This window comes from Microcoleus sp. A006_D1 (genome assembly GCF_036702805.1).
GTDB lineage: Bacteria > Cyanobacteriota > Cyanobacteriia > Cyanobacteriales > Microcoleaceae > Microcoleus.
This window is the reverse complement of the sequence record NZ_JAUBVZ010000006.1, coordinates 80,158-95,803: the sequence shown is the minus strand read 5'-3', so window position 1 is coordinate 95,803 and position 15,646 is coordinate 80,158. Positions and strand designations below refer to the sequence as shown.

The window sequence follows — 15,646 nt, the reverse complement described above, 5'->3', positions numbered from 1 at the left end:
GAGGGCGATCCGAACTTTTTTCGATTCACGCTCGGGATAGCTACGCTTCACGGGATTTGCGGCCCGCTGTACAACTTTTTGCACTTCTACCAACGGGAATTAGAGGACTGAAGTCCTTACTACAAAAGCAGAGGTTTTTCCATTAATCGAAAATAAAAAAATACTTGGTTTTTTCTAGGTTAATAATGCTTGAAATTGCGCTTCAAAAATATCAATTATTGGTTTGGGAATTGCTCGCGGTCGCATGGTGGCAACTTCAACCCACACCCAAAGTGCCTCGGCTTTTAACAATATTTCGTCACTTCCAGCTAAGCGAATTTCGTAGCGTCGGACAGCGCGCGGGCCGCGCAGTTGTTCGATCCAAGTTGATATTTCCAGCCGATCGCCCGCGGCGGCCGATCGCAAATAATCAATTTCTATCCGCCGCATTACAAACACGCCGCCTAATTCTCGGTAGCGGTCGAGTGTAAATCCCAAGTGTTCTAAATGTTCGATCGCAGCGTGTTCTAAATAATGCTGGTAAACGGCATTATTGACGTGACCGAGAGCATCCATTTCGTAATGGCGCACTCTGAGTTGTGTAGTAAATGGTGGCAATTTCTAAGTTTGGTAATTGTGACTGTATTTGGCAGTTATCAGTGCCAGCGCCTGAGGGCAGTTACTGGCTCGGAACTGATTTCAAGTTACCCTAAATAGTTGAAACACCACTTCTACCTGTAGATTGATTTTACTTAGGATTGAGGCGTTTAGAAACTTGGTTAACTATACCGCTGACAATTGCACCGCCCATGAGAATGCCGAGGGCGGGATTAAATACGGGTTGCCACAGACTGTACCACAAATCGAAACCGAGATTCACGCCAGTCGATCGACCCGCTACGGCGATCGCAAACCACGCAAAACTGGCAAAGACGAAAAATACATCAGCTACTAGAATAAAGTTGAGCAAGTTGAGAAATTTATCTTTCATGGTTGAGCGTTCCTTGTGAGTGCATATGTGTCAACTTTTGGCAAGCGGTTGGTAGTGGGGCGGATTGATAGCGGCAACTGGCGATCGAATCAAGATAAAATATCATTCAATTGTTGTCGCACACTTGTGGTCAAAATATGGTTCGCTATACACTTCCTCAAAGCCCCGAAATTATTTTAACTGTCAAAGGGAAAGATTCAGCGAAAGCCCGCGAAGAAGCGATGGATAAGCTGATGCTGCTGATGGATGAAGGCAAGCTACCTACAGAGCTCGCAGAAGGATTCGGGCCCAAGCAGTTTGTTGAAGTTAAGGAAATCGAAGATGCCGCCTCGGAAGGCGAGGACGCGATTACTGAAGCCGTGCAGATTTTGAGCAATTTGGCAAGTCTGAAATTGAAAGTAATGGAATCTCGGGAAGAAGCACTAAAAATCCGGGAGGCGATCGACATTTTGTTTACAGATGAGCCTGTGACTGCTGAAGAAATTGGTCGTCTCAAAGACGGTTTCAAGGTACTCAAAAACTTCGCTCAAGCTAACGTCCGCTATCGAGAAGCTAGGGGTAAAGCCGAAGAAGCGCGGGCAATTCTCGACGAAGCTTTACAATCTGTCGAACCGGAAAACAAGGTGCAGAAGTCGGCGAAATAATAGCAGGTTCGGTTTAGAAATAAACCCTACGGTTCGCCCAACCTCTAACACATTTCATTTGTTGTATCGCAGCTTCATGCGTCATTGCGAGGAACGAAGCAATCGCAATCATCTGCGATTGCTTCGTTCCTCGCAATGACATATAATAATTTTGCTTCCAGACGTAATATTAACTTAGTCCATCTCATTAAAATCAGGATAAAAATTATGAGCGAACAACAAACAGGAATTCTCAGAAACACAATGACAGGCAGCTTGCTGCTGGCAAAAAACTTAGGTTTTGAACCAAAAACTGTGATTGATGTCGGCGCGGCATTGGGAACTTTCAACCTTTACGAAACATTCCCCAATGCGCGGCATTTGCTAATTGAACCCATCGCCGAAAATGAACCTTACCTCGCCAAAATTTGCCGCAAACTTAAAAGTGCAGAATACATTATTGCTGCGGCCTCCAAAGAATCGGGAGTTTGCACTCTCAGCGTCAGTCCCGGGATGTTGCATTCTTCGATTTCGGAAAATCCTATTACTGACAGCAGCAATCCTGATTTGAGAAATATCCCAGCAATTACGCTGGATAAAATATGCAGGGAAAGAAACTTGCCAGGGCCGTATTTAATCAAAGTTGACGTAGACGGAAAAGAATTAGATGTTTTAGCCGGAGCAACTGAGATTTTGCAGCAGACTGAATATGTAATTGTAGAAGTTACTTTGTTCGGTCAGATGTATGAGGTAATGAGTTTTATGAAGTCCCAAGGATTCGCAGCTTACGATATTGTTGATTTAGCATATCGCCCGGTTGATTCAGCTTTGTGGCAAGTTGATATGGCTTTTGTGAAAGAATCAGGTCAATTTAGAATAGATAGCAGTTACGCGACAGGAGAGCAGGATATCGCAGCACTTAACTCGCATCTCAAAGCTTATAGGGAAAATTTAATAGCACATATTGACACTCATTTTAGCGACCCTGTAGATCCCAAAGCGCAGGTCAGTCAAGCTGTTTTGGGCGATGGATATGTAATTATTTAGGGATATTTTAAAACCGGATTTAACGCCAAATCCGGCTTAAATATCCCTTGATTTTTGAGTCGGTGAATGACTGAATAATCCGATAGGTGACAACTGGATTATCTCGAATTACTTGGCTCAATCTGTCGCTTTTTCTACTGCTTTCGGTGCAGTTGTCACTGCTTCCTCCAGGTTAGTTTTTACAGATTTTATAAATTTTTTGGTACTGGGGGCAATCGGTTGATCGAGGTTCAGCTTTTCTCGAATATTGTCAACTGCATCCCTCGCCTCCTTCTCTATCTCGCTTGTGGGCTGCCGATCTGGAAGGGGAATTTCGTAAGACTTAGTTTCAGGGGTAGCTGTAGCGAGCGCTTGCATTTTGTTGCCCGACAATTCTAATTCTGAGCTAAACAGGAGCGCTGTACATACAGCAAAGATTATTCCTACTCGCAGGCAAATTGTAACTAAGCGCAATTTGAACTTTTTCATTGAAAAACTCTGTTTGTTTTGTGACTGTAATACAGAATAATTGCTGTTGTTTGTTGGCAAATCTATCTAAAGATAGGACTTTGTGTCAAATTATTGTGTTAGCATCGTTCCCAAATTAACCTCAACAAAAAAGTTTTTGGCGCAGCGCCAACAGGCAACCGAGCGCAACTACGAACTTAAAAAAGCCACGTTTACTACTTCCCCAGCAATTTCTCCTACTTGCACTTTCAGTCCTTCGCCGCCCGCTTTTGTGCGGATGTAAGCCAGACCAAAAAAGCCGGATTCTGTTTCGGTAAAACTGGTGAGTTTTCCGACTTTTTCTTCTCCGATTGTGATGACTGTTCCGGGTTCAACGGCGCCACTTAACTGCACTCCCCAAAGTTGCTGTTTGACTCCTTGGTAGGTGTTCAACCGGGCAATTGTTTCTTGGCCTATGTAGCAGCCTTTGTCGTAGGAAATGGTGTTTAACAGGCGCGCTTCTAGGGGGTTGTAATCGTCTGTGAGTTCAAAATCGGGGGCGGGGCGGCCTTGTTCTATTCGCAGTTGTTCCCAAATACGATCGCCCATCGGTACGGCCCCAGCCTTGACTAACTCATTCCACAGGCGGGCTGCATCGCTGGCTGGTGCAATTAATGTATATCCGGGAGTTGCTAAACCGCTACCAACAGCAACTCGAACTTCCATACCTGCAAAATTTATCAATTTATGAGTAGCGTAGGGTTGATTTTCGAGTTCGCTAACTCCGAGTTTTTCTAGTAGTTGAGTGCTGTCCGGGCCGAGGAGACTGAAAGCAACAGTTGTATCGGTTAAATCTGTTAATTCTACGCGATCCATTGGGAAAATGTAGCGATCGAGCAATTCGAGCAATTGGCGGCGGCGGTTGGCTGAAACTAGCAGTATGACAGCATCTTCTGTAGCATAAGCGGTGGCGAGGTCGATCGTCCGGGCGGTAGATGTGACAAAAACGGTGTCGCAACCTTGACCGGGTTTGAGTATGTTAAAGTTATTGGTACTTTGATTGTGCAAGAACCGCAGGCGATCGCTATCCGAGATTTGAATGCGTCCCCAGTGAGTGCGATCGCACAAAGCCGCACCTTGTTTCGTTGCTGCGATCGCTGCTGCGTCGTTACCAAAACTGATAGGGACTGTTTCTGTGGTTGTTAACTCTGCAAAATTTGCGCCGGCTGCGGCTTGAATGTCGTGCAATTCTTGAATCAGCATAGGATTTTAGATTTAAGATCTTAGCGTGTACTGAACCATTTATGCTTAGTTTGAGTTGGCGATCGCACTCACAGGCCCAGAAACCGGGTTTTTCACAGAATCTTCGGACTGTAACCAAGTATTGTCGTGAAAAAACCCGGTTTCTGACCACCCATCACAACTGTCAACTGTCAACTGTCAACTGTCAACTGACTCAAATTAGCAAATACTTCTTGTATTAATTGACTTGCTTTAGAATCAAGGCGATTCCAATCTACATCGCCAGTGTCCTCGTCTATCAAAAAAGTGTCAATTACGACTTCCTGGCTTTGCATTTGAGTGTGGGCGGGCTGGTAGTTGACAAAGCAAACTCGATAGCAAAGTTCCCAAATATCGACCGCTCTTTGTTCGCCTTGATGCTCTAAAATTAGTTGATAGCCTGGAATGGGAACCTGCACTTCTTGATAAGTGCCCGTCCAGACTGATTCCTCTAATTGTTTGCGAATGTTGTCGATCACTCGGATCATGGCCGGCTGCATAAGCAGTTCAGCTTGTTTCCAGGCGATCGGGCTAGTTATCTTAGGCTTCATATACAAGGTTCTAAAAAGGAAAATCAATAAATTAATTTTCCAGCATTGGGTGCCTACTTGTGAGACATCCGCCGCAAAATGTTAAATTTAGCCGATCGCACATCTTGCACCGTTGCCAATAAGTTTTTTTAGAACAGGCAAGATGCCTGTTCCACTAGACATTAAATTTCTGCTTGTGGAACAGGCATCTTGCCTGTTCCCAAGCAAAGGCAGATAGCGAATGGTTTAAAACTTCAAGTCCTTGCAAACAAGATTTAAATTGGGTATGGGCGATGTAGGATTTGAACCTACGGCATCCTGCGTGTAAAGCAGGCGCTCTACCACTGAGCTAATCGCCCAATTGCGCTTACAGGGATTTATCATATCACAGTATCCCAGAAAGATCAACTAAAAAAATCATAAAATTTCAATGCCCTCTGGCCGCACGCACGATCGAATAACCCTATGGAGTTTGCCCTTGGTGGCAGGCGTCACGTTTGGCCATACTCAAAGCAGCAACCTGACTTTGCTGGTTTCCGGCAGCTTCTTAGTCGGCGGGCTGATGTTTGGCCCGGATTTAGATATCTACTCCTGCCAGTATCAGCGCTGGGGATGGTTCAAATTTATTTGGCTCCCCTACCAAAAAAGCCTGCGCCATCGCTCTGTCTGGTCTCACGGCCCTCTGATTGGCACTGCTTTGCGTATCTTGTACCTTGCTACCTGGATCGCGGTTGTGGGAGTGTTGGGATTGACGATCGCCGAAAAAATTGGCAACTTAGCCGGGAATTGGCAGGAAGCGGTTTTGGGTTGCGGTCGATCGATCTTGGCACACTATATCGAATTTATAGCCATCTACATCGGCCTTGAATTGGGCGCGATGAGCCACTATCTGAGCGATTGGGGCGGGTCGGCTTACAAACAGTTCAAAAAGAAAGGATTCAGCGGGTTGCGCCCTCCTAAGACAATTAAGAGGCGCAAAATCAAAGCTCCCCGCCGCACGTCTAGCAAATCTAATAGGTAGGTCATTGCGAAAAAACAATAGTATTTTGTAGGGGCGGGTTTAGCTAAGAATCTATGATACCAGCCAGTTTTTGAAGGCAAAACCCGCCCTCCCCATCTACTGTTTATTTGTACCCACCTACTTAGGTAAATTCCGATGTCTAATTCCCACAGTCGATCGCTCGTAGCACTCGAAAATCTGATAGAAGTTGTAGCTAAATTGCGATCGCCCGACGGCGGATGTCCTTGGGATTTAGCCCAAACTCCCCAAACTCTAATTCCTTACATCATCGAAGAAGCCTATGAAACCGCCGACGCGATTCGCAAAGGAGATAAAGATGCGATCGTCGAAGAATTGGGCGACTTACTTTTACAGGTAATTTTGCAAGCTCAAATTGCCAGCGAATCCCATCAGTTTACCTTGGCAGAAATCGCTGCGGGCCTTACAGAAAAACTGATTCGGCGGCATCCCCACGTCTTCGGGGATGTGGAAGTCAACAGCGTCGATGAAGTCAGGGAAAACTGGGGAAAAATCAAAGCAGCAGAAAAAGGCATAACTGCGGAAAAGCCAGCAACTTTAGCATCAAAAATGAGCCGTTACGCCAGCACTTTGCCGCCAATCGCCGCAGCAGTGAAAATCTCTCAAAAAGCTGCGGAAGTTAATTTTGATTGGGACAGTGTAGATGGCGTTTGGGATAAGTTTCATGAGGAAATGGCAGAATTTGAACACGCTCTCAAACATGAGGACAAGGCGGCGCAGGAGTCGGAATTGGGGGATATTATGTTTGTGTTGGTTCAATTAGCTCGCTGGTACGATTTAGATGCGTCGGCTGCTTTGCAGGGAACGAACGATCGCTTTGTACAGCGGTTTGCTAAAGTTGAGGCTGCGTGCGATCAACCTTTGTCGGATTATCCGCCCGAAGAGTTAGATGCTTTGTGGCAAAAAGCTAAGGCTTTACTGGCTCAGCAAAAGGGCGCGCCGTAATTTAGTCGTAAAGCTTCGCGTCGTTGTACGGCGGATGTTCGCAGGCGATGTATAGAGCGTTTGTCGGTTCTAGGGCTTGATGTGTTATGGGATCGATCGGCTTTAGCACAAAGCACAATAGAGATAATGAGCGCCAGTCTAGATTATCCAACTTCCCGCGTTCATAACGGTTGACTGTGGCGGCGCTGATACCGACATCTTTGGGTACGGGTTGATTCATAGCCATAAACAGCGCTTCTTCATAACCCTTGGTTTTAAACTCTGTTTCGCTAACAGACCAACCTGTTGTCTGTCTTGCAGCCTTTAATATCTTGCCCAAACGCATCCGCCCCGTCTCAGTGAAGCGAACGGGACGCAATTCTTGCAGATTGTCTACCACAGCTTTGTTATAAAGTCCTGACATTTTTTCTACCTAGCTTAACCCTCAAACTATCACAGCATCAACGATTGAGGGTTGCTCGTGCAACATCTGAGCTTAAATTTAAGTTTAAATTAAATGCACTTGCACTTGTGCAATGAGACTGTTATACAATAATATGTAATTGAGTCTAAACAGAACTTGCATCTCAAGCCCTGAGTATACAGCCATGACAGCACTATTTCGCCGCATCCAACCCTCGAAAAAGCTCCGCATCAATGTTCGATCGATCGCCCAATTCCTGAAAATCCGCCAAAATCTGATTAAGCGCGTGGAGTGCTGGGCTGGCGTAGTGTTTGTGCACCATCACAAAGGCGGACAATTTCTCAGCTACCGCAGGCTGGAAGAATGGCAAAATGCGGTCGCCTACCAAATTCAAACTTGCCCCACCCTGAGAGAACTCTCGCAGCTCAAAACATCAATTCAGCGCGACACCCGCAAATTCAAAAAACAATATCTCCCAAAAACCCTTGACTTTTTAATTCAAATGTGCATTGAAAGACAAGACATTCTCGAAATCTGGGAAAGCTCAAACTGCATTGCTTCCTAGCAGAAACTCAGCAGATTTCCTAACTTTAACAACCGCGCCCGACAGTGAGGACGCTGTTAATTGCTGAAACCCTTGCGTTCGATGCTTTCTTCCTTCTGTCAACTGTCAACTGCCAACTACCAACTGCCAACTGCCAACTACCAACTGTCAACTGTCAATTGTCAACAGAAGCGAAACATTTACGAGCAATTGCGAGACAAAATCGCCCCAAAACTGCCCGCGAATGCTCCGCCACATCCACAAAAGCGATCGCCTCTTCAATTAAGACATTGCTTGAGCGATATAATCAAAATAAGGAGCAGCTTCCTTAGCGTCATCCTGATTGAGCAAAGCCAAAGAAGCTTCCTTCAAACAGCGGATAGCTTCGGCCATGCCAGGAACAGGAACGCCAAGAGAATTGTACATTTCCCGAACGCCAATCAAACCGATGCTTTCGATCGGCTCCTTGTCACCGGCCAAGATACCGTAGGTAATCAGGCGCAAGTACCAGCCGTAGTCGCGCAGGCACAAAGCCCGTTCGCGCTGGCCGTAAGCATTGCCGCCAGGGGAGATAAAATCAGGTCGTTTTTTCCAGAGTTTTTTACTAGCTTGTTCAACAATTTTTTTCTCACTGTCAGACAGCGCAGTAGCAATACGCACCCGCTGTTCTCCCGTCTTAAAAAAATCCTTGATGCTTTGGAGTTCGCCGGTACTGGGATAACGAAGTTCGTCATCGGCTTGGAGAATAAATTGGCTAACTACGCTCATTGTTATTCAAATTTGAGGATATTTGAGGAAAAGATTCATTGACATTCCCATCTCTTAAAGATGAGATTCCTGGTTCGGCGACTTACCTTGCTGCTAACATTAATCAATCTTAGAAGTAGAGAGTAAATCTCCGCAAGCGTTATGCTTAGTGACTAAGCCTGTTTCCTTGTGTCCCAAGGTACTCTGGAGAAAATTCAAAAACTGCGATTGAGAGTTTGAATGTCGGCAGACATTGAGACTATTTGACGAGTTTTGGCTGCTTCGCCCCAATAGCATATCGCACAGGCTCGATCGAGTACAATCTCCCCGGTTGAAGCTTGGCTGTAGCAGCAAGACGTTCAGCGGCAGGAAGACAGCCTGCACTTGAGCTTAAGTGCGATCTACTTATCTCTCGAAAGAGAGAGCGATATTGCACTACCATATTAAATCCTACCACGACTACTTGTGACCAAATCTAAATTCCCCACCCCAAACTCGACGAAATTGGCAAACCCTTGCCAGCAAGGTCAACTGATTGAGCTAGAGATTACCGACTTGACAGACACCGGCGACGGAGTTGGTCGTTTTGAGCAGGTTGTAGTGTTTGTGTCCGATACCGTTCCGGGCGATCGCATCCTGGCCCGCCTCGTGCAAGTCAAACCAGGCTATGCTACAGGCAAGCTGGACACACTTCTTTCAGCATCAGAACACCGCATCCGAGCCAACTGCATTGTCGCCGACAAGTGCGGCGGCTGTCAGTGGCAGCACGTAGATTATGAATATCAGCTTACAGCCAAGCAAAATCAGATCGTTCAAGCCTTAGAACGGATTGGCGGATTTAGCGATGTGCAAATCGATGAAATCTTAACGGGAAAAATCGAAGGATTTCCCCAATTTTTGGGATACCGCAACAAAGCGACTTATCCCGTAGCAATTTCTGCCACAGGTCAAGTCCAAGCCGGTTACTATCAAAAAAGCACCCACAAATTAGTCAATCTGAATCAATGTCCGGTGCAAGATCCGCGCCTCAATCCTTTGTTAAAAGAAATCAAAGAAGACATCCACTGGAGAGATTGGCCAGTCTACGACGAAAAGAAACATACAGGAGAATTGCGTCACTTGTCCTTGCGAATCGGACGGCGCACTGGCGAGATGCTGCTAACTTTAATAGTCCGCACTGGAGACTTGCTGGGAATTGAAGAACAAGCTGCTGAGTGGCTGAAACACTATCCTCAACTTGTCGGTGTTTGTTTGAATGTGAATTCAGCTCAAACTAATGTAATTTTTGGTGCGGAAACTCGCTGCATTGCTGGGCAGTCTTATCTGCGAGAAAGGTTTGCGGGTTTAAATTTTCAGTTAAGGGCAGATACTTTTTTCCAGGTAAATACAGAGGCCGCTGAAGCTTTGTTGGAGGTGATTGTCGGGGAGTTAAATTTGCAGGGAAGCGAGATTTTGGTTGACGCTTACTGCGGCATTGGGACTTTTACTTTGCCGCTGGCAAAGCAAGTTAAAATAGCGATCGGTTTAGAAGTGCAACCTGTGGCGATCGAGCAAGCTAAGCTAAATGCTGAATTAAATGATTTGAGAAATGTCGATTTTCAGGTGGGAACTGTAGAGGAGTTGCTGCCTACTTTGGGATTGATACCGGATATTGTGTTGCTAGATCCGCCGAGGAAAGGGTGCGATCGCGCGGTGCTGGAAGCTATCAAGGAAATCAAGCCAAATCGGATTGTTTATGTTAGCTGCAAGCCTGCGACATTGGCTCGCGACCTGAAGATTTTGTGCGAAAATGGGGATTATAAGTTGGCGCGGGTGCAGCCGGCGGATTTCTTTCCTCAGACTTCTCATGTTGAGTGTGTGGCGTTTTTGGTGAAGCTAGATGCTTGATGATTCGGCGATTGAAATCGCTGTCGCGAGTCAAAGGAAGTCCGCGCAACGCGAGACTAAACCTTGACTTTCTGTGGGTGCGCAGCTTACTGCGGCGATCGCTTTTTGCGCATAAAAGGGCGATCGGCTTGTTTAATTCTTTTCATTGTGGTTGAGTGTTATAATAATCTTGATGCTAAGCTCCTGTAGAGATAGATCCAAAAAGCCATGACATCAGCTTTAATTTATCCTCATATCGAGAAAGTAGCGGGTCAACCCGCACGGTTGCAGCGGATACCGCGCGTGCGGGTTGCTCAGATTGTGATGGATTATCTAGCTTACGGTTGGTCTGTGGAGGAAATATGCCGCCAGCATCCTTATTTGATGCAGTCGGAGGCTCATGCAGCGATGGCTTATTACTTCGACTTTCAAGCAGAAATCGATCGGGAAATTCGGATGGAATGGGAGCAGGTACAACAGGAAAAATCTCTGCTTTCGCCTTCACCATTTTTCGTGAGAATGCGAGCTAAGGGGTTGTTATAAGTGGCAATTTATCTGTACATGGACGTTCACATTCCGCAAGCAATTACCGAACAATTGCGCCGTCGCGGTGTGGATGTTTTGAGTGCAATCGAAGATGGTGCGACAGAATTGCCGGATGACGAACTTTTGGAACGTGCCACTGTGCTAGGGAGAGTATTGTTTACTCAAGATATCGGTTTTAGGGCAATGGCTCACGATTGGCAGCGCCAGAAAAAACTGTTTGCTGGTTTGATATTTGGACATCAGCTAGGCGGTACGATCGGACAATTTGTTAAGGATTTGGAACTCATTGCTTTAGCTTCGGAATCTGATGAATGGATGAATACTGTTGAGTATATTCCTTTTTAGGGTGCCCTTCAGTTAGATTAGTTTGTATAGGCGCTCTCCGATCGTTCGGGTTAAATAGAATTAATTATTTCGCAGTCCAGTTTCTTGTAAAAGTTGGCTTGCCCAAACCAGATTTTGTTCTGACACAGACGGTATTGGATCTCGATCGTAATCAATTCGATAATCGTAGCCCGCGCGATCGTAAACTACCGCTCCCCTTCATTCAACTCACTTAAAACTTTTGCCACTGCTGATGCTTGCTCTGGATACAGCCGCGCTAAATATCCACACATTTGATAGGCAGTATCTAAGTAGTATGCACAGGGAATTAATAACCGTTTAAAATTCACTCTATCACCTGTTTCAGCGAACAATAAGGCTATGTCACGTAAGTGCGTGTTACGGTCGTTTAGCATCGCCTCTAATGTTCTTATAGCCTCCTCACCTTTTCCTGCAATTGCTTGTATTTGAGCAATGCTCTTGAGCGCTTCCAAGCGTTTTTGTGCATCCTCAATTTTTTCTTTAGCTGCAAGGGCAATATCAAGAGTTGTAACTTGTTGTCCTTTTTTGAACTGCTCGCAGGCAATTGCCAAAAATATGCTTATTTTCTGCTCTCCATCTTCAATATCTTTGCTAATTTTAATAGCAGTGAAAAATTCGCCTACTTCTGCATATCCTATGGCTATTATAGAGAAATCTTTATCACGTTCCAGTTGTTCTTTTGTTTTTGCAGCTTCAAGAAGGTCGGCAAACGTGGCTAAGGCTGCTTCGGTTTCTCCTATAGTTAATCGTGCCACTGCTATAATAGTCAAAAGCTGAACCTTGTTTGCCAAAATTAGAGAGATAGAATCTGCATTTTTATAGTATTCATCAGCTTTATTCAGAACTATCTTGTATTTCTCTATTTGCTGTGGCTTTGCCTCTATATGCAACTGTACTATACTTCTGAGTGCATTAACGTGAGAGTATGGCATACGGATTGTTTCCAAAGTTCTAAGAGCAACGTCAAACTCTCCTAACCTTGCCTGTGCTTCTGCTACGAATCCAAAAGTTTTCGAGCGTTGGTATTCTTGGTTATCACTAATCTGTTGTGCAATTTGATAAGCGCGATCGCAGATAATTTTTGCTTCTTGTATTTTTTGTGCTTCAATTAGTATTTGTACTAATATTCCTGCTAGTACGTTTGCTGTTTCCATCGGATTCTCCATACTTTGTGCGATTTCGCAGGCAATACTAGCGGTAGTCACTCCTACTTCTTTTTGAGCATTTTTTACCTGTACTTCTGCTACCCTTGCTAGGGCTAATAACCTGATAAAGGAGATTGAAGCTTCAAGGGGTTTTTCAATTTTAAGGACATTAGCAAAAGTAGCTCGTGCTGCTTCTGTTTGTCCAGTTTGTACCTGTATTTCTCCTATTAATCCTAGAGTTTTCGCTCGCATTAATTGAATATCTATTTCTGTAGCTATCTCTAAAGCGGTAGTAAAGTCTTCTGCTTTTGCGTATGCCTCTGCTATTCTCATTAAGGCATCTGGTCTGTCTGAACAGTCAATTTTTTTAGCCGTTTCACGGGCATCGGCAAACTCTCTTGCTTCAGCTTGTTCTATTACAACTTTTTGTAAAAAATCAGTTTGTTTCTCTTCATTCGCAATACCATTTGCTCTTGATAAATGTTTGGCAGAAATGGCTTTAACCTTGGCTTTCTTCCCTATGTATAACCCCCCTTTAGCTATACCTATACTTATAAAAAAATTTTCAATTCCTGGTCGATCGTTAATTTTTTGTAGAGTAGCGCTCGCTTCTTCAACCATTCCTACCTCTGCCTGAACATTTGCTAGATAAACAAACGCATTTACTTGATGCAATGGGTTGTCTATCTTATTATCTGCTGTTTCAAGAGCTTCAGTCAAAGTGACTTTTGCTGATGCCCTGTCGCCAACTTCTATTTGGGCTTTTGCTATCTCCTCTATCAATCTTTTCCAGTTTAAGGTTGAAACAAGTGTGTTTACAATCTCAAGAGCGTTAGTAAAGGTAGCAGAATATTCTATATCTCCTTTCTGCGCCTGCGCTTTTGCTATATTTATTAGATGTAATACTTGCGTTGACTCCGGTCTAATACTCTCCACAGTTTTCAGGGCAGCAATAAAGTTACCAGAATTCCTAAGATGCGCGCACAAAATACAGCGGTAGCGATCATCTAAAAGCTTTTGCTCTAAAGAAGTACAGATATTCTCACTCACTTCAAAAACATGGGCGAGTAGGTAAGTAGCATACTGGCTGTGCCAATTTATATCTGGATAAGTTGATAAACGAGGTAATTCCTGCTGCTGCAATTGCTTCAGTGTTTCCTCTGCTTCCTCAAATCTGCCTGTATCTTTCAACTCCCACGCCAGCAATAAATACCACAATATACGCCGCTCAATTTCATATAAATCTGTCAGTCTCCAAGCCCGTTGTAAACTACCCGATCGCAGTGCATCCAGTGGTGAATCTTGCTCAGTTGTCTGCGCCAGCCGCCGTGCGTGTACCAGCATAAACTCTGCCATTCCAGTCACATTATCTGTTTCAGCAGCACCCAGCAATGCTGTCTGCACAGTCTTCAGGGATAAATTAGGCTCATCAGGTAAGTGTTTTTGTTGAGTAGCGGCAAAGGTTTTATTACGTGCTAACTCATACAACTCATCCCACTTCTTTGTCTGGCTTAAATGTTCTGCATAATGCCGCAACGCATAATGGCTCTGATATTCCTCCCACTGGGCGCAATATTGAATCAGTTCCTTCTGAGATTTTTTGGTATTCGCTTTGATTTCAGGCAGGATGGCAAATTGTTCGGCTAACGTCGAATGAGCAAAGGAGTATACGAGACAGTCCTCTAACTGACGAATTTTGAACCATCGACTCACCCGCCACGGCAGTTCACCTGGACTTTCTTCCATGAGTTCTACTAAATCGTATGAAGATAGCTCTCCTTTGGCAATAGTCAGAAAATAGAATATTTTTCGCAGAGATTGGCGTTCTCGCCAATCTTCTAATCGATCTAAAGCTTGGTACTGCTGACGAATGTACTCAGGAAAACCTTTGGGTGTTGCTTCAAGTGTTTTGCGGATTGCACTTTCCTCACCCTGTTGTGCTACTTCTACCAACTCATCGATCAAGTATTTGAGGAAAAGTGGTATTCCTTCAGTGCGATTCCACACCTGCTCCACAAAATTTTCGTCCTGTGCCAGACTTACTAACTCACACTTACCCCTTTCTCGTAACCAGTCTGCGATCGCTTCTTTTGTCAAGTGATTGAGGCAGATCGGTTTCTCATTATTTGTCCAATCGGACAAGTAATTTGGCTCTTCCTCTTCAAACTTTCTCGCTGAGGCAATGACAAATACATTCGGTGGCAAAGGAGTAGAAAAAGGTGGCGAAAAAAGATGTTCGGCTTCATCTAAGCCATCTATGATAATCACTAAAGGTTTGCTTTTCCAGGCTTTAACAATATCATAAAGATCCTGCCGCAACTGATTTTCATCAGAGGGCAACGCTTTAGTCGCTTCGCAGTAATTGTAAATTTGTTCGAGCAAATTACGATAGGCATTAGCGACAGAACAGGTAATTTCATCGCGCTGGCGGAAGAAGTGACAGGCAATAAAATAATCGTTTCCCTGCCGTGATTTTACCCAGTTTGCTAGCAGTGCTGTTTTACCCAATCCAGCAGGAGCGGTAATCGTCAGATATCTTTTATCAGTTTGGGCAAGAAACTTATCTAATTCTGACAGGACATCCTCGCGCCCGACAAATAGCTGGGTGTATTCCTCGACGAGTGCCGAGGTGCGATCGCTCACTTCCGAGCCTCTACAAGATTGCGTATCAGTCTCAATAGGCTTTCTGCGATCGGACTGTGGTAAATCTTCCTTAATGTCTTTCCAATTCAGTCCTAAGACTTCGCAGTAAGCCTTAAATGCTTTTGTGTTTATAGCACGTTTTCTATATAAAAAGCTATTCCAAGTTCCAGAGGAAATTCCCTTTGCTGTTAATTCTCCACATTGGATGTCCGATTCAATTTTTGTATAAGTCGTAACTTGATAAACAGAAAATATTTTATCGAGAGATTCTTTTGTAAAAAGCTGTGAGCTTTTTAGTTTTTGGCGATCTAATGGTTTCTCGCCCGTCCAGTTTTTTTCATGAAGGTATGGCAGCACGAGCAAGAGACTCGCTGCTGGAATAGCTGCACTAAGCGCCCCTGTAATCAATCCCTTGTCTCTTAAGGCTGTGTGAATTTCTGTTTTTCCTTTTTCAGAAGCTTTGAGTGTCGGAGCCATACACATAATTTATAAGATGTCAAGATCAATTTTAGATCATCTGATCTC

At 44.6% G+C, this 15,646-nt stretch carries 16 protein-coding genes, 1 tRNA gene and 1 pseudogene; 8 read left to right on the top strand and 10 right to left on the bottom strand.

Features of this window, described 5'->3' with window-relative positions:
- Positions 1–174: 174 nt before the first annotated feature.
- On the bottom strand, positions 175–597 hold the full coding sequence (locus tag QUB68_RS12810) for an acyl-CoA thioesterase (protein ID WP_332992827.1): 423 nt from the start codon (positions 595–597) through the stop codon (positions 175–177).
- A gap of 130 nt (positions 598–727) precedes the next feature.
- Positions 728–970: a hypothetical protein gene (locus tag QUB68_RS12805; protein ID WP_332992825.1), complete on the bottom strand. Its 243-nt coding sequence runs from the start codon at positions 968–970 to the stop codon at positions 728–730.
- A gap of 137 nt (positions 971–1,107) precedes the next feature.
- Here QUB68_RS12805 and QUB68_RS12800 point away from each other — a divergent pair, with 137 nt between their 5' ends.
- Positions 1,108–1,614: a hypothetical protein gene (locus tag QUB68_RS12800; RefSeq protein ID WP_332992823.1), complete on the top strand. Its 507-nt coding sequence runs from the start codon at positions 1,108–1,110 to the stop codon at positions 1,612–1,614.
- Positions 1,615–1,821: 207 nt separating this feature from the next.
- Complete coding sequence (locus QUB68_RS12795; protein WP_332992821.1) at positions 1,822–2,640, top strand: FkbM family methyltransferase; 819 nt, start codon at positions 1,822–1,824, stop codon at positions 2,638–2,640.
- 117 nt (positions 2,641–2,757) lie between these two features.
- Here the strand turns inward: QUB68_RS12795 and QUB68_RS12790 are convergent, their stop codons facing one another.
- The 4 genes from QUB68_RS12790 to QUB68_RS12775 form a co-directional block, all read right to left on the bottom strand.
- Complete coding sequence (locus tag QUB68_RS12790; protein ID WP_332992819.1) at positions 2,758–3,108, bottom strand: hypothetical protein; 351 nt, start codon at positions 3,106–3,108, stop codon at positions 2,758–2,760.
- A 168-nt stretch (positions 3,109–3,276) separates the two neighbouring features.
- A complete protein-coding gene (gene ygfZ / locus QUB68_RS12785; protein WP_332993382.1) occupies positions 3,277–4,326 on the bottom strand; it encodes a CAF17-like 4Fe-4S cluster assembly/insertion protein YgfZ in 1,050 nt (349 codons plus the stop codon).
- Positions 4,327–4,499: 173 nt separating this feature from the next.
- Positions 4,500–4,898, bottom strand: coding sequence for a hypothetical protein (locus QUB68_RS12780; protein ID WP_332992817.1), 399 nt, complete (start codon positions 4,896–4,898; stop codon positions 4,500–4,502).
- Positions 4,899–5,164: 266 nt separating this feature from the next.
- A tRNA-Val gene (locus QUB68_RS12775) sits at positions 5,165–5,236 on the bottom strand.
- A gap of 71 nt (positions 5,237–5,307) precedes the next feature.
- Between QUB68_RS12775 and QUB68_RS12770 the strand changes: the two genes are divergently transcribed.
- Positions 5,308–5,898 (top strand): metal-binding protein, encoded by a 591-nt coding sequence (locus tag QUB68_RS12770; protein ID WP_332992814.1) that lies wholly within the window; start codon positions 5,308–5,310, stop codon positions 5,896–5,898.
- 135 nt (positions 5,899–6,033) lie between these two features.
- The gene (gene mazG, locus QUB68_RS12765; protein ID WP_332992812.1) at positions 6,034–6,861 is read left to right on the top strand and encodes a nucleoside triphosphate pyrophosphohydrolase; all 828 of its coding nucleotides are present in this window, start codon (positions 6,034–6,036) and stop codon (positions 6,859–6,861) included.
- Between the two features lies 1 nt (position 6,862).
- Here the strand turns inward: mazG and QUB68_RS12760 are convergent, their stop codons facing one another.
- Positions 6,863–7,264 (bottom strand): helix-turn-helix transcriptional regulator, encoded by a 402-nt coding sequence (locus QUB68_RS12760; RefSeq protein ID WP_332992810.1) that lies wholly within the window; start codon positions 7,262–7,264, stop codon positions 6,863–6,865.
- 184 nt (positions 7,265–7,448) lie between these two features.
- Between QUB68_RS12760 and QUB68_RS12755 the strand changes: the two genes are divergently transcribed.
- The gene (locus QUB68_RS12755) at positions 7,449–7,829 is read left to right on the top strand and encodes a hypothetical protein (protein ID WP_332992808.1); all 381 of its coding nucleotides are present in this window, start codon (positions 7,449–7,451) and stop codon (positions 7,827–7,829) included.
- Positions 7,830–8,090: 261 nt separating this feature from the next.
- Here QUB68_RS12755 and QUB68_RS12750 read toward each other — a convergent pair whose 3' ends face one another.
- The gene (locus QUB68_RS12750; RefSeq protein WP_332992806.1) at positions 8,091–8,576 is read right to left on the bottom strand and encodes an allophycocyanin subunit alpha-B; all 486 of its coding nucleotides are present in this window, start codon (positions 8,574–8,576) and stop codon (positions 8,091–8,093) included.
- Between the two features lie 444 nt (positions 8,577–9,020).
- On the opposite strand from QUB68_RS12750, the gene rlmD reads away from it, so the two are divergent.
- The 3 genes from rlmD to QUB68_RS12735 all read left to right on the top strand — a co-directional run bounded on the left by rlmD (position 9,021) and on the right by QUB68_RS12735 (position 11,312).
- Positions 9,021–10,442, top strand: a complete 1,422-nt coding sequence (gene rlmD / locus QUB68_RS12745; RefSeq protein ID WP_332992804.1) for a 23S rRNA (uracil(1939)-C(5))-methyltransferase RlmD — start codon at positions 9,021–9,023, stop codon at positions 10,440–10,442.
- Positions 10,443–10,649: 207 nt separating this feature from the next.
- Positions 10,650–10,964: a DUF433 domain-containing protein gene (locus QUB68_RS12740; protein WP_265239962.1), complete on the top strand. Its 315-nt coding sequence runs from the start codon at positions 10,650–10,652 to the stop codon at positions 10,962–10,964.
- Positions 10,965–11,312: a DUF5615 family PIN-like protein gene (locus tag QUB68_RS12735; protein WP_332992802.1), complete on the top strand. Its 348-nt coding sequence runs from the start codon at positions 10,965–10,967 to the stop codon at positions 11,310–11,312. It begins immediately after the preceding gene.
- Between the two features lie 60 nt (positions 11,313–11,372).
- Here QUB68_RS12735 and QUB68_RS12730 read toward each other — a convergent pair.
- Both QUB68_RS12730 and QUB68_RS12725 read right to left on the bottom strand, forming a co-directional pair.
- Positions 11,373–11,486, bottom strand: a pseudogene (locus QUB68_RS12730) (DUF4058 family protein); the annotation flags it as partial.
- An 11-nt stretch (positions 11,487–11,497) separates the two neighbouring features.
- Positions 11,498–15,598, bottom strand: a complete 4,101-nt coding sequence (locus QUB68_RS12725) for an ATP-binding protein (protein ID WP_332992800.1) — start codon at positions 15,596–15,598, stop codon at positions 11,498–11,500.
- Between the last annotated feature and the right edge of the window lie 48 nt (positions 15,599–15,646).

Excerpts from the sequence above, each read along its gene's own strand:
- QUB68_RS12760 (WP_332992810.1), bottom strand. The coding sequence starts at position 7,264 with ATGTCAGGACTTTATAACAAAGCTGTGGTAGACAATCTGCAAGAATTG.
- QUB68_RS12755 (WP_332992808.1), top strand. The coding sequence starts at position 7,449 with ATGACAGCACTATTTCGCCGCATCCAACCCTCGAAAAAGCTCCGCATC.
- QUB68_RS12805 (WP_332992825.1), bottom strand. The coding sequence starts at position 970 with ATGAAAGATAAATTTCTCAACTTGCTCAACTTTATTCTAGTAGCTGAT.
- QUB68_RS12780 (WP_332992817.1), bottom strand. The coding sequence starts at position 4,898 with ATGAAGCCTAAGATAACTAGCCCGATCGCCTGGAAACAAGCTGAACTG.
- mazG (WP_332992812.1), top strand. The coding sequence starts at position 6,034 with ATGTCTAATTCCCACAGTCGATCGCTCGTAGCACTCGAAAATCTGATA.
- QUB68_RS12740 (WP_265239962.1), top strand. The coding sequence starts at position 10,650 with ATGACATCAGCTTTAATTTATCCTCATATCGAGAAAGTAGCGGGTCAA.
- QUB68_RS12750 (WP_332992806.1), bottom strand. The coding sequence starts at position 8,576 with ATGAGCGTAGTTAGCCAATTTATTCTCCAAGCCGATGACGAACTTCGT.
- QUB68_RS12770 (WP_332992814.1), top strand. The coding sequence starts at position 5,308 with ATGCCCTCTGGCCGCACGCACGATCGAATAACCCTATGGAGTTTGCCC.
- QUB68_RS12800 (WP_332992823.1), top strand. The coding sequence starts at position 1,108 with ATGGTTCGCTATACACTTCCTCAAAGCCCCGAAATTATTTTAACTGTC.
- QUB68_RS12795 (WP_332992821.1), top strand. The coding sequence starts at position 1,822 with ATGAGCGAACAACAAACAGGAATTCTCAGAAACACAATGACAGGCAGC.
- QUB68_RS12790 (WP_332992819.1), bottom strand. The coding sequence starts at position 3,108 with ATGAAAAAGTTCAAATTGCGCTTAGTTACAATTTGCCTGCGAGTAGGA.
- QUB68_RS12725 (WP_332992800.1), bottom strand. The coding sequence starts at position 15,598 with ATGGCTCCGACACTCAAAGCTTCTGAAAAAGGAAAAACAGAAATTCAC.